Here is a 12,951-nt window from a genome sequence, read left to right as displayed (position 1 = left end):
CGGGGTCAGCCCCTGATCAGCCTTTCACCGCGCTGATTTCGTCCACCAGGATCACTTCCAGCGTGCGCGGACCGTGCACGCCCTCCACCCGGTCGAGCTCGATGTCGCTGGTGGCGGAAGGGCCGGAGATCCAGGTCAGCGGCCGGGCGGGATCGAGGCGTTCCATCGCCTCGGGGATCGAATCGACGATCTGCCCGGGGGCCAGGACCACGCAGATGTGGTGGTCGGGCACGAGCGTGATGCGGCGCCGGCCCTGGCCCGGCGAGCCGTCCAGCACGATGGTGCCGGTCTCGGCGACGGCCACCGCGCAGCCGGTCACCACACTGTCCACGGCGTCGAGTTCGCGCGCGGTCAGGGCGAGGGTGTCCGGGACGAGCTCCACCCCGGCGACGGCGGAGAGCCAGCCGTCGGGCAGGCCGTCGGGGACGACGGCGGAGCGGGCGCCGCGCTCGGCGAGCAGCGTGGCGATCAACGCCGGGAGTTCGCCGGCCGGGCACCGGTGGACCAGCGCGCGGTAGTCCGCGAGATGGACGGCCAGCAGGTCGGCGGTCTGCTCCGGGGTCCGGGTCCCGTGCACCCGCAGATAGTCGCGGTCCAGTGGGGCGCTGCCGGGGAGTTCGTCGCGCGGCACATCGGCCAGCGCGCGCCGGATCCGTCCGAGGACCCGCTCCCGGCTGCTCGTACCGCCCGGCCGGCTCGCGGGATTGGGGTGGTTCATGTGCTGCTTCCTTCTCCCCGGGTGCGCTGCCACCAGTCACGGAACGATTCGGCGGGTACGGTCGGCAGCTCGCGGGTGGCGGACCAGGCACGTCCCGGGCCCGGCAGCCGCGCCGGATGCAGCCGCCGGGTGCGGGCGGCCAGCCGCTGCCCTGCGCGGAGGGCGGCCGGATGGTCGAGCGTCCAGCGGGCGGCGCGCATCGCGGCCCGCTCGGCGGCGTGCCCCTTGGCCGGTTTGATGACGGCCCGGGTGCCGCGCAGCGTCACCGCCCCGCCCTCGACGACCCGTTCCCGCAGATGGACCAGGACCTCCGGGATGTCGATCGCGACCGGGCAGACCTCGTAGCACGCGCCGCACAGCGTCGACGCGTACGGCAGCGAGGCGTCCAGCGCCGAGGCGGTACCGCGCAGTTGCGGGGTGAGGATGGCGCCGATGGGGCCGGGGTAGGCGGAGCCGTACGCGTGGCCGCCGGCCCGCTCGTAGACCGGGCAGACGTTCAGACAGGCGGAGCAGCGGATGCAGCGCAGCGCCTGGCGGCCGACGGTGTCGGCGAGGGTGTCGGTACGGCCGTTGTCGAGCAGCACCAGGTGGAACGTCTGCGGTCCGTCGCCCTCCGTGGTGCCCGTCCACGTCGAGGTGTACGGGTTCATCCGCTCGGCGGTCGAGGAGCGGGGCAGCGTCTGGAGGTAGATCTCCAGGTCCTGCCAGGTGGGGATGGTCTTCTCGATGCCGACGACCGAGATGAGGGTCTCGGGGAGCGTCAGGCACATCCGGCCGTTCCCCTCGGACTCCAGGACGACGAGGGTGCCGGTCTCGGCCACCATGAAGTTCGCGCCGGAGACGGCGACCTTGGCCCGCAGGAACTTCTCCCGCAGGTGCAGCCGCGCCGCGTCGGCGAGGTCGGCGGGCTCGTCGGACAGCCCGTCGGGCGCCGCCCGGCCCCAGTCGCCCATCCGCTCGGTGAAGATGTCCCGGATCTCGGACCGGTTCTTGTGAATCGCGGGGACCAGGATGTGCGACGGGAGATCGTCGCCGAGCTGCACGATCAGTTCGGCGAGGTCGGTCTCGTAGGCGTGGATGCCGGCCTCGGCGAGGGCTTCGTTGAGGCCGATCTCCTGGGTGGCCATCGACTTGACCTTGACGACCTCGGTCTCGCCGGTGGCGCGCACCAGGTCCGTCACGATCCGGTTGGCCTCCGCGGCGTCGGCCGCCCAGTGGACCTGGCCGCCCGCGGCCGTGACCGCCGCCTCCAACTGCTCCAGGTAGTGGTCGAGATGGCGCAGCGTACGGTCCTTGACGGCGGCTCCGGCGGCCCTCAGCTGCGGCCAGTCGTCCAGCTCGGCCACCGCCACCGCGCGTTTGGCGCGGATGGTGTGCGTCGCGTGCCGCAGATTGCCGCGCAGCTGGGTGTCCTGGGTGGACTTCGCGGCGGCTTCCGGGAAGGCCGGCATCCCCAGATACGTGCCGCTCATCGGACCTCTTCCATCGGGTAGGGGTGCTCCTCCGTCGCGGCGAGGATCTCGGCGATGTGCACCGGCCGGACCGGCGAGTCCTCCCGGGCCAGCGTGCCGCCGATGTGCATCAGGCAGGAGTTGTCGACGGTGCAGACGGCGGCGGCTCCGGTCCCGGCGATGTGCCGGGTCTTGTCCGCACCCATCGCGGCGGACACGGCCGCGTTCTTGACGGCGAAGGTGCCGCCGAAGCCGCAGCACTCCTCCGCGCCCTCCAACTGCCGCAGCCGCAGCCCCTCGACGTTCTCCAGCAGCGCCAGCGGACGCCGGCCGAGGCCCAGCACCCGCAGCCCGTGGCAGGTGGGATGGTAGGTGACCGTGTGCGGAAAGTACGCCCCGACGTCGGTCACCTTCAACACGTCCACCAGGAACTCCGTCAGCTCGTACGTCCTGGGCACGACGGACGCGGCTGCTTCGGCGAGGCTGTCGCCGCGCCCTTCGGCGGCGGCCTTCGCTCCGATCCGCGGATAGTTCTCGCGCACCATGGCCGCGCAGGACCCCGATGGGGTCACGATGTGGTCGTACCCCTCGAAGGCGGCCGCGTACCGGCGCACCAGCGGCTCGGTCTCGTGCCGGTAGCCGGTGTTGAACTGGGGCTGCCCGCAGCAGGTCTGCGCCGGGGGAAAGTCGACATCCACACCCAGCCGTTCGAGCAGTGCGACGGTGGCCCGCCCGGTGTCCGGATAGAGCATGTCGTTCACGCAGGTGACGAAGAGGGCTACGCGCATGGCCTCATACTGCCGTAGCGCGGGACCAGTGGGAAGCAGACATCGGATGTTTTCTGGCGTGCCGTGCCGCAGCGGCCTGGTGGCGGCGTCGAGCCGGCCGCGGCGAGGGCGCCGGGGAGTGCGGGAAGCTCCCGCCGAGAGCGCGAGTCGGGCATGGCCGGAAGGTTAGCGGTCCCCGCGGCCGAGCGGTCAGTGCGCGAGGGCGGGAGACCGTACGGGCGCGGTCTCTTCCGCTCCCCGCGCGAGGAGTTGGCGGATCTCGCGGACCGCCGTGCGCCCCGCCCGGTTGGCCCCGATGGTGCTGGCGGAGGGCCCGTAACCGATGAGGTGGACACGCGGGTCCTTGGCGACCCGGGTGGTTCCGTCCAGCCGGATGCCGCCGCCGGGCTCGCGCAGCCGCAGCGGTGCGAGATGGTCGAGGGCGGCGCGGAAGCCGGTGGCCCACAGGATCACGTCGGTCTCCAGCTCCCGGCCGTCGTTCCAGGTGACGCCGTGCTCGGTGACGCGGTCGAACGCCGGCAGCGGGTCGAGGATCCCGCGCGCCCGCGCGGCGCGGACCGCCTCGGTGGCCGCCAGGCCGGTGACGCTGACCACGCTCTGCGGCGGCAGCCCCGCCCGGACCCGCTCCTCGACGAGGGCGATGGCGGCGCGGCCCCAGTCCTCGTCGAACGGCTGGTCGCGGAAGAGCGGCGGACGCCGGGTGATCCAGGTGGTGTCGGCGACCTCGGCGAGCTCCATCAGCAGCTGCACGGCGGAGGTCCCGCCGCCGACGACGATCACCCGGCGGCCGGCGAACTCCGCCGCGCCCCGGTAGCCGGCGGTGTGCAGCTGGCGGCCGAGGAAGGTCTCCTGGCCGGGGTAGTGCGGGACGAAGGGACGGTCCCAGGTGCCGGAGGCGTTGATCAGCGCGCGGGCGGACCACGCTCCCGCGTCCGTCTCGACGAGCAGCCGCCCGCCGCCCGCCTCGCGGACCGCGGAAACGTTCACCGGGCGGTGGACGCGCAGGTCGAAGGTGCGCTCGTAGCGGTCGAAGTACTCGGAGACGACCTCGGAGGAGGGCCGGGCCGGATCGGCGCCCTCCAGGGGGAGGCCGGGCAGGTCGTGCACGCCGTGGGCCTTGGCGTAGGTGAGCGAGGGCCAGCGGAACTGCCAGGCGCCGCCGGGGCCGGGGGAGTGGTCGAGCACGGCGAAGCCCTCGTCGGGACGGAACCCGGCGCGGCTGAGGAAGTACGCACCCGACAGGCCCGCCTGCCCGGCCCCGATGACGGCGACGTCGACCTCGTGCGGTCCGCTCAAGTCGTTCACGGTTCTACCAACCTCGGGTGGTGCGAAAAGCTTCCCGTGGGGCGTCGGACCAGGGCTAGCGGCGGATGGCCGAAGCGGGAGCGGGAGTCGAAGTGGGTTCCGGGGCCGCCGGCGTCGGCATCCGCGGCTCGGAGGCCCAGCGCCGCAGGCGGGCCACGCGCTCGGCGGCCTCCTCCAGCCGGGCGGGCGCGAGGTCTCCGTCGGCCACCGCGCGGGCAGCGGCGGTGTGGATCGCCTCGCGTACGCCCGCGCCGCACGCCGGGCCGAGCTGGACCAGGTCGACCCCGGCGATCCAGGCCAGCACGGCGGCGCCCGGCACCCCCCAGCCGTTGACGATCGACGGCGCGTCGAGGGTGTCGCTGACCACCACTCCGCGGTAGCCGAGGTCACCGCGCAGCACGCCCGTCACGGCCCGGCCGCTGAGGGTGGCCGGGAGGCCGTCGCCGCCCGGAACCGGGGTGCGTCCGGCGGTGATCGCCCGTACTCCGGCGGCGGCGCCTTCGGCGAACGGCCGCAGCGGACCCTCGCCGGTGAAGGGGCCGAGGGCCGCGGCGACACCGTGCGCCTGCAGATCGGTGACGAAGACCCGGGTCGCGTCGGCCCGCAAGCCCGGCCGGACGCCGAGATGGAAGTTGGCTCCCAGACCCACCAGTTCGGCGGCCGCGGAACTGCCGCTGCCACCGGTGCCGGGATCGCTTCCGGCGCTGCTCGGGGGGTCGCCGGGACGGCCGGTGAGGGCGTCGGGGAGCCGCTCGTGCAGCGCGTCCGTGATCCGGCGGGAGGCGGCGGGAGTTCTCGCGTAGGCGACCACCCCCGGCATGCCCCGGTCGAGCCCGAGCCGTATCCAGTCCGGCAGCCGCGCGGTGCGGCAGGCGGGGAGCAGGCAGGCGTCGACCAGTGCGGCGATACGGTGCAGGGTGTTCACGTCGGCTGTCCCCCTTTGGCGTGCGGCGGCAGTGGGAGGGTATCCCGACAGCGACCTAATGGTCCAGACCAATCGGGAAGCGGCTGCCCGTCCGACGGGAACGATCTACCGGCGGACGGGCAGCCGCGATTTTCCGCCGCCGCTCAACGCCCCCCGGAGAGCAGCAACGGCGCACCGCCCGGCGCGGACGCCGGACGGCCGTTGGTGGCCGGAACGCCCGCCAGCGGGGAGCCGGGGACGGTGTCGAGCAGGCCGCGTGCCGCCAGTTCGGGCGTCACGCCCTCGCCGAACCAGTACGCCTCCTCCAGGTGCGGGTAGCCGGAGAGCACGAAGTGCTCGACGCCCAGGGCGTGGTACTCCTCGATCCGGTCCGCGACCTCGGAGTGGTTGCCCACCAGCGCCGTCCCCGCGCCGCCGCGCACCAGCCCCACCCCCGCCCACAGGTTGGGGGAGATCTCCAGCTTGTCGCGGGAGCCGCCGTGCAGGGCCAGCATCCGCTGCTGGCCCACTGACTCACTCTTGCCGAGCGCCTGCTGGGCGGCGGCGACGGTGTCGTCGTCGAGGTCGTCCAACAGCCGGTTCGCGGTCGCCCAGGCGTCCTTCGAGGAGTCGCGCGAGATGACATGCATCCGAATGCCGAACCGGACGGTGCGGCCCTCCACCTCTGCCAGCCCGCGAATCCAGTCGATCTTCTGCTTGACCTGCTCCGGCGGCTCCCCCCAGGTCAGATAGACATCCGCGTTCCGGGCCGCGACCGGTCCCGCGGCCGGCGACGAGCCGCCGAAGAAGACCGGCGGGCGCGGCTCGGGCGGCAGCGCCACCAGCCCGCCCTCCACCTGGTAGTGGTCGCCGTGGAAGTCGAAGGGCTTGCCCTCCCACACCCCGCGCACCACCGACAGGAACTCATCGGTCCTGGCGTACCGGTTGTCGTGGTCCAGATGGTCGCCGAAGCGCTTCTGCTCGGTGGAGTCGCCGCCGGTCACGACGTTCAGCATCAGCCGGCCGCGGGTGATCCGCTGGTACGTGGCCGCCATCTGCGCCGCCAGGACGGGCGAGATGACGCCGGGCCGGAACGCCACCAGGAACTTCAGCCGGTCGGTGTGCTGCGAGAGCGCCACCGTCGTCAGCCAGGCGTCCTCGCACCAGGTGCCGGTCGGCGTCAGTACGGCCTCGAAGCCCAACTGGTCGGCGGCGCGGGCGATCTGCGCCAGATAGTCGATGTCGGGGGCGCGGACCCCGCTGATCGGCGTGATCCGCGAGCGCTTGATGCCGCCGTCGGTGTAGGCGTGGCGGTCGACCAGGGTCCGGCCGTCGCCGCCCGTGGGCAGGAACCAGTGCAGGTGCACGGACATCAGGAGGAGGCCTTTCCGTAGGAGCGGGCCGGCGTGGTGGAGGCCGGCAGGCCGGCGTTGAAGCGCTGGTCGACGAAGTCCTTGAACGCGAAGTGGTTCGGGATGAGCTTGAGGTCGGCGAAGGTGTCGGCGATCTTCTGCTCGGAGGCGATCGCGGCGTCGTCCACGGCCACCGCCACCCGGGTGCCGCTGCTGCGCTTCACCGCGTCCAGTGCGACGTCGTACGGCAGCCCGGTCGCTTTCGACCAGACCTTCGCCCACTCCTCGGGGTGCTTGAACGCCCAGTCCTGGGCCCGGCGCAGCCGGGTGAGGTAGTCGCCGATCGCCTGGGACTTGTTCTTGTCCTGCAGCGCCGAGGGCGCGGCGACCTGGAAGGCCAGCCCGTTGACGACGCCGTCCCCGGTGGTCAGCACCCGGGCGCCGGTGTTGCGCAGGATCTGCGAGGTGTACGGGTCCCAGATGGCCCAGGCGTCCACCCGACCCCGGCTGAACGCGGCCAGCGCGTCGGCCGGCTGCAGATAGCTGACCTTGACGTCGGTCAGCTTCAGGCCCGCCTTCGTGAGCGCGGCCACCAGCTGGAAGTGGGCGGAGCTGCCCTGCGCCACCGCCACCGACTTGCCCTTGAGATCGGCCACCGACGTCAGATCGGAGTCCTTGGGCACCGCGATGACCTCACCGGCGGACGAGCCGTGCGAGGCGCCCACCACCGTGACCTTCGAGCGGGCGCCCGCCGCGAAGACCGGCGGGGTGTTGCCGACCCCGCCGATGTCCACCGCCCGCGCGTTGACCGCTTCGAGGAGCGGTGGCCCGGAGGTGAACGTCGACCATTTGATCTTGTACGGCACCTTCTCCAGTTCTCCGGCGGCCCGCAGGATCGCCTCGGAACCGCCTTTCTGGTCACCGACGTTGAGCGTGACACCACCGAGACCGTCCGAGGTGTTCGACGCGCCCGAGGCGTCATCGGCGGCGGACGACCCGCCGCAGGCGGTCAGCAGCAGGGCGAGCGGGAGCAGCAGGGCGGGGGCGAAGCGTTTCATGGGAGATCGTTTCTTCCGTTCGGAACGAGAGTGAGAGGTCGTCAGGCAGCTTGGACGGCAGGGTGGTTGTCGACGCCGAGCTGATCGAGCAGGCGGGATCGCAGTTCGGCGAACCGGGGGTCGCCCGGATCGCGGGGGCGCGGCAGCGCGACGGGATTGTCGTGGGCGATCACGCCGTTCTCCATCACCAGCGCGCGGTCGGCCAGCAGCAGCGCCTCGTCCACGTCATGGGTGACGAGCAGCACCGCGCACCCGCGCCGCTGCCACAGCTCGGCGACGAGCCGCTGGGCGGTGATCCGGGTCAGCGCGTCGAGGGCGCCGAACGGTTCGTCGAGCAGCAGCAGATCCGGCTCCCGGACCAGGGCGCGGGCCAGCGAGGCGCGCTGGGCCTCGCCGCCGGAGAGCGTCTTGGGCCAGGCGCCGGACCGGTGGCCGAGCCCGACCTCTTCCAGCGCCTGCTCCGCGACCGCGCGGTCGGGCCGGCCGGGCAGCCCGAGCAGGACGTTGCGCCACACCCGCTTCCACGGCATCAGCCGCGGCGACTGGAAGGCGACGGCGCGCCGCCGCGGCACCAGCACCGAACCCTCGACCTCGCGGTCGAGACCGGCCAGCACGCGCAGCAGCGTGCTCTTGCCGCAGCCGCTGCGGCCGAGCAGGGCGGTGAACTCGCCCGGCCGGATGTCGAGATCGAGCCGGTCGATCACGGCGCGCCCGTCGAAGGCGCGGGTCAGTCCCTCGACCCGGACCGCCGTTCCGGGCCCCGTCCCCGTCCCCGTCCCCGGACGGTCCGGCTTCCGGTCGGTCTTCTGGCCTGCGGGCCGGGTCACTTGCCGGTGAAGGTCGGTCGCCATTGCAGCAGCAGCCTTTCGAGAGTGCGGACGACGATGTCGGCGGTCAGGCCGAGGAAGGCGTAGACGACGAGGCAGACCACGATCACGTCGGTGCGGAAGAACTCGCGGGCCTGGTTCATGACGAAACCGATGCCGTCGTCGGCGTTGATCTGCTCGCTGAACACCAGCGCGAGCCAGGCGGTCGCCAGCGAGTAGCGCAGTCCGGTCATCGCGCCCGGCAGTGCACCGGGCAGGACGACATGGCGCACCAGTCCCCAGCGGGACAGGCCGAGCGAGGTGCCGGCCTCGATGAGCTGCTCGTCCACGCCGCGGATGCCCGCGTAGACGTTCAGATAGAGGTGGAAGGCGACGCCCAGCGAGATCAGCGCGATCTTGGGCGCCTCGCCGATGCCGAGCCAGATGATGAAGAGCGGGATCAGACCCACCCAGGGCACCGTCCGCAGCATCTGCACGCTCGCGTCGACCAGGTCCTCGCCGAGCCGGGAGAGCCCCGAGACCAGGGCGAGCGCGGTGCCCGCGAGAACGCCGAAGACCAGTCCGAGGGCGACGCGTTGGAGCGAGACGAGCATCGCGGACGGCAGTGTCCCGTCCGCGATCAGCTCCCTTCCGGCCCGTGCGATGGTGCCGGGGGAGGCGAGGATGTCGGGTTGCAGAACTCCGGTGCTGCTCAGCACCTGCCACAGGGCCAGGAGGAGAAGGGGTCCGGCGGTCCGGCGCAGCCAGCGGGGTACATGGCGGCGCCGGGAGGCCGCCGAGATGATCGGTTCCAGCTCAAGGACGATTCCCTGGTCGGGTATTACGGATATGTCCGGCGGTGGTTTGCTGATGGTCATGACGACTCCACGGCGGGGGCGGCAGGCGGAGGCACGCCTCGACGCGCAGGCTCCCGACGGGTCGGATCCGTACGGATTCGTGCGGGATCAGCCCGGGAGCGCGCTAAAGAGCGAGGCGAGGAGAAGGACGAACGAGTGAGAAGGCGTCAGCAGCCGCGAGGACACGCGGCGGAGGCCACCCGCAGCAGGTCGATGTGACCGCGCGTGGTGAGCAGAACGGGACGCAACATGCGGGAGAACCTAGCGAGCCGTCCCGCGCCCGGTCAACGTCGTCTCGCCACCCGGACGGGAGTCCCAAACGCGGATCCGGCGGCGTTGGGCGACCATGGAGCCATGGCCCACGCGTTCACCACCCGCACTCTCGACATCCCGACCGGCTCCACCGAGACGGTCCACGATCTCACCGCAGCCTGCGCCGAGTTCCTCGACGAGGCCGCACACGGCCGCGACGGGCTGCTCAACGTCTTCGTCCCGCACGCGACCGCCGGCATCGCCGTCATGGAGACCGGCGCGGGCAGCGACGACGACCTGCTGGCCGCGCTGCACGACCTGCTCCCCGCCGACGACCGCTGGCGCCACCGCCACGGCAGCCCGGGACACGGCCGCGACCACGTACTCCCGGCCCTGGTCCCGCCACACGCCACGCTCCCGGTGATCGACGGCCGACTGGAACTGGGAACCTGGCAGTCCGTCGTCCTGGTGGACACCAACCGCGACAATCCCCGGCGCCAGGTGCGGCTGTCCTTTCTGGGCTGACCTGGGGCGCCGTATGCCTCGCGTCGATGGGCGATGGCCGGTGGGGGTGTCCGTGCGGCTCCGTGGGTCATATCGGATCGATGAGAGCCCATAAGGCAGCCTTATGGGGTCATAGATCTGACCCGCCTACTAACTTAGGTTTGCCTTAGTTTAGGCTTCCCGCGAGTCCGCTTGCCACCGCTCGAAGGGAACCTGATCATGCTTCGCCCTGTGCGGGTAGCAATTGTCGGAGCCGGCCCCGCCGGGATCTATGCCGCCGACGCGCTGCTGAAATCCCCGGTGGCTGCCTCGCCCGGTGTCTCCATCGACCTCTTCGAGCGGATGCCGGCCCCGTTCGGCCTGATCCGCTACGGCGTCGCCCCCGACCACCCGCGCATCAAGGGCATCATCACGGCCCTGCACCAGGTGCTCGACAAGCCGCAGATCCGCCTCTTCGGCAATGTGGACTACCCGGGCGACATCAGCCTGGACGACCTGCGCACCTTCTACGACGCGGTGATCTTCTCCACGGGGGCTACGGCCGACCGGGCGCTCGACATACCCGGCAGCGACCTCGACGGCTCGTACGGCGCGGCGGACTTCGTCTCCTGGTACGACGGGCACCCGGACGTGCCGCGGACCTGGCCGCTCGAGGCCGAGAAGGTCGCCGTCCTCGGCGTCGGCAACGTCGCGCTCGACGTGGCGCGGATCCTGGCCAAGACCGCGGACGAACTGCTGTCGACCGAGATCCCGCCCAACGTCCACGACGGCCTCAAGGCCAACAAGGCCCTGGAGGTCCACGTCTTCGGCCGCCGCGGCCCGGCGCAGGCGAAGTTCAGCCCGATGGAGCTGCGGGAGCTGGATCACTCCCCGAACATCGAGGTCATCGTCGACCCCGAGGACATCGACTACGACGACGGCTCGATCGCGACCCGGCGTGGCAACAAGCAGGCCGACATGGTGGCCAAGACCGTGGAGAACTGGGCCATCCGCGATGTCGGCGACCGCCCGCACAAGCTGTTCCTGCACTTCTTCGAGTCACCGGCCGAGATCCTCGGCAAGGACGGCGAAGTCGTCGGCCTGCGCACCGAGCGCACCGCCCTCGACGGCACCGGCAACGTCAAGGGCACCGGCACCTTCAAGGAGTGGGACGTCACCGCGGTCTACCGCGCCGTGGGGTACCTCTCCGACGAGCTGCCCAAGCTGCCCTGGGACCTCGCGTCGGGCACGGTCCCGGACCGGGCCGGCCGGGTGATCGAGGAGACCGGCGAGCACCTGCAGTCGACCTACGTCACCGGCTGGATCCGGCGCGGCCCCGTGGGGCTGATCGGCCACACCAAGGGCGACGCCAACGAGACGGTGGCCAGCCTGCTGGACGACTACGCCAACGGTCGTCTGCACGCACCCACTTCGCCTGCCCCGGAGGACGTGGACGCGTTCCTCGGCGAGCGGAACGTCCGCTTCACCACCTGGGAGGGCTGGCACCGGCTCGACGCCGCGGAGAAGTCGCTGGGCGAGCCGCAGGGCCGCGACCGGGTGAAGATCGTCGAACGCGAGGACATGCTCGAGGCGAGCGGCGCCTAGGGAGTGTCTTCAAAGTAGCGTCGTCCGCCCGGAGGGCGGGGCCGGCGGGGTCTGGTGCGTGCGGTCGCAAGGCGGAGGAGGGAGTCCCTGCGGTGGGGGCACCTCCCAGTGGTAGCTGGGGGCCATCGGCGACCGACGACAACGCCGCGAGCGTGCGTGCCAGACCCCGCCGGCCAGACGGGCCTTTGAAGACACGACCTAGAGCCGGACAGGCCCTGGGTCTGCCGAGGGCTCCTTCATGACGTGGCGGCGCGGGGACCGGGGACGGGACCCGCGCCGTCGGCGTTTTGCCGCCTGACGTCCCGCCGTGCGACGCCTGACGTCCCGGCGTCGCATCGGTGGCGGGAATCGTCATAACCGTGTCCTTGCCGCCATTCTCCGGGCCGGTGACGATGAACGGGTGACAGATCACCGCATCGTCTTCGTCGTCGCCCCGGACTTCCAGATCCTCGATCTGACCGGGCCGCACGAGGTGTTCGCGCAGGCCGGACGGCACAATCTTGCCGGGCCGGGGTATCGGCTCGACACCGTGGCGGCCGCTGCCGGACCGGTCAGGTCCAGCGGCGGGCTCGCCGTCACCCCGACGCTGACGTTCGACGAGTGCGAGGGCCCGATCGGCACGCTGGTCGCCGTCGGTGGCCCCGGCATACGGCGGGCGGTCCAGGACGCGGAGTTCGTCGGCTGGTTCGCCGCGGCCGCCCGGCGCGCGGACCGGGTCGCCTCGGTCTGCAGTGGCGCCTTCCTGCTCGCTGCGGCCGGGCTGCTGAACGGACGGCGCGCCGTCACGCACTGGAGCGGCTGCGACCGGCTGGCCGAGCAGTATCCGCAGGTGACGGTCGACCCCGACCCCATCTTCGTCCGGGACGGCGACGTCTGGACCTCGGCCGGAGTCACCGCGGGCATCGACCTGGCACTGGCCATGATCGAGGACGACCACGGCGCCGACCTCGCCCGGGACATCGCGCGGCAGCTCGTCATGTTCGTCCAGCGGCCCGGCGGTCAGGCGCAGTTCAGCACCCAGCTGGCCGCGCAGCGGCCGTCGCGGGCGCCGCTGCGCGAGGTGCAGGAGTGGATCGCCGACCATCTGGGCGCGGACCTCGCGGTGCCGGTGCTGGCGGCGCGCGCCGGGATGAGCGAGCGCAACTTCACCAGGACCTTTCGGGCCGGTACCGGACGCACACCCGCCGCCTACGTCGAGGCCGCCCGCGTCGAGGCGGCGCGGCGGCTGCTGGAGAGCACCGACACGACGGTGGGCGCGGTTGCCCAGCGCTGCGGTTTCGGCACCGTGGAGACCATGCACCGTTCCTTCCGGCGGACCGTCCGGGTCACCCCGGGCGAGTACCGCCGCCATTTCGGCACCAACTGATCGGGA

General features: G+C 72.1%; 13 protein-coding genes. 3 read left to right on the top strand and 10 right to left on the bottom strand.

Features of this window, described 5'->3' with window-relative positions; all coding sequences use genetic code 11:
- Positions 1 to 16: 16 nt before the first annotated feature.
- The 10 genes from AC07DC_RS17415 to AC07DC_RS17370 form a co-directional block, all read right to left on the bottom strand.
- Positions 17 to 718 (bottom strand): LutC/YkgG family protein, encoded by a 702-nt coding sequence (locus AC07DC_RS17415; protein ID WP_478915281.1) that lies wholly within the window; start codon positions 716 to 718, stop codon positions 17 to 19.
- Complete coding sequence (locus AC07DC_RS17410) at positions 715 to 2,190, bottom strand: lactate utilization protein B (protein ID WP_478915280.1); 1,476 nt, start codon at positions 2,188 to 2,190, stop codon at positions 715 to 717. Before AC07DC_RS17410 ends, AC07DC_RS17415 begins: the two co-directional genes overlap by 4 nt.
- On the bottom strand, positions 2,187 to 2,957 hold the full coding sequence (locus tag AC07DC_RS17405) for a (Fe-S)-binding protein (RefSeq protein WP_478915279.1): 771 nt from the start codon (positions 2,955 to 2,957) through the stop codon (positions 2,187 to 2,189). Before AC07DC_RS17405 ends, AC07DC_RS17410 begins: the two co-directional genes overlap by 4 nt.
- Before the next feature lie 189 nt (positions 2,958 to 3,146).
- Entirely contained in the window at positions 3,147 to 4,262 is a 1,116-nt protein-coding gene (locus AC07DC_RS17400; RefSeq protein WP_478915278.1) for an NAD(P)-binding domain-containing protein, read from the bottom strand.
- Between the two features lie 55 nt (positions 4,263 to 4,317).
- Positions 4,318 to 5,187, bottom strand: coding sequence for a glycoside hydrolase family 3 N-terminal domain-containing protein (locus AC07DC_RS17395; protein WP_478915277.1), 870 nt, complete (start codon positions 5,185 to 5,187; stop codon positions 4,318 to 4,320).
- Between the two features lie 143 nt (positions 5,188 to 5,330).
- A complete protein-coding gene (locus tag AC07DC_RS17390) occupies positions 5,331 to 6,539 on the bottom strand; it encodes an LLM class flavin-dependent oxidoreductase (RefSeq protein ID WP_478915276.1) in 1,209 nt (402 codons plus the stop codon).
- Positions 6,539 to 7,576, bottom strand: coding sequence for an ABC transporter substrate-binding protein (locus AC07DC_RS17385; protein ID WP_478915275.1), 1,038 nt, complete (start codon positions 7,574 to 7,576; stop codon positions 6,539 to 6,541). The genes AC07DC_RS17390 and AC07DC_RS17385 overlap by 1 nt, the downstream gene beginning before the upstream one ends.
- A 41-nt stretch (positions 7,577 to 7,617) precedes the next feature.
- Positions 7,618 to 8,427 carry an ABC transporter ATP-binding protein gene (locus AC07DC_RS17380; RefSeq protein WP_478915274.1) on the bottom strand — a complete coding sequence of 270 codons (810 nt, stop codon included), beginning with the start codon at positions 8,425 to 8,427 and terminating at the stop codon, positions 7,618 to 7,620.
- Complete coding sequence (locus AC07DC_RS17375) at positions 8,400 to 9,260, bottom strand: ABC transporter permease (protein ID WP_478915273.1); 861 nt, start codon at positions 9,258 to 9,260, stop codon at positions 8,400 to 8,402. Before AC07DC_RS17375 ends, AC07DC_RS17380 begins: the two co-directional genes overlap by 28 nt.
- Before the next feature lie 146 nt (positions 9,261 to 9,406).
- Entirely contained in the window at positions 9,407 to 9,490 is an 84-nt protein-coding gene (locus AC07DC_RS17370; protein WP_384631905.1) for a putative leader peptide, read from the bottom strand.
- Between the two features lie 103 nt (positions 9,491 to 9,593).
- On the opposite strand from AC07DC_RS17370, the gene AC07DC_RS17365 reads away from it, so the two are divergent.
- The 3 genes from AC07DC_RS17365 to AC07DC_RS17355 all read left to right on the top strand — a co-directional run bounded on the left by AC07DC_RS17365 (position 9,594) and on the right by AC07DC_RS17355 (position 12,945).
- A complete protein-coding gene (locus AC07DC_RS17365; protein WP_478915272.1) occupies positions 9,594 to 10,016 on the top strand; it encodes a secondary thiamine-phosphate synthase enzyme YjbQ in 423 nt (140 codons plus the stop codon).
- A 198-nt stretch (positions 10,017 to 10,214) separates the two neighbouring features.
- Positions 10,215 to 11,579 carry an FAD-dependent oxidoreductase gene (locus AC07DC_RS17360; RefSeq protein ID WP_478915271.1) on the top strand — a complete coding sequence of 455 codons (1,365 nt, stop codon included), beginning with the start codon at positions 10,215 to 10,217 and terminating at the stop codon, positions 11,577 to 11,579.
- Between the two features lie 400 nt (positions 11,580 to 11,979).
- Positions 11,980 to 12,945, top strand: coding sequence for a GlxA family transcriptional regulator (locus tag AC07DC_RS17355; RefSeq protein ID WP_478915270.1), 966 nt, complete (start codon positions 11,980 to 11,982; stop codon positions 12,943 to 12,945).
- Positions 12,946 to 12,951 lie beyond the last annotated feature (6 nt).

The sequence above is a fragment of the Streptomyces sp. NPDC045021 genome (assembly GCF_056432645.1).
The sequence above is the reverse complement of the archived record's forward strand: the minus strand, read 5'-3'. Positions and strand labels throughout refer to the sequence as shown.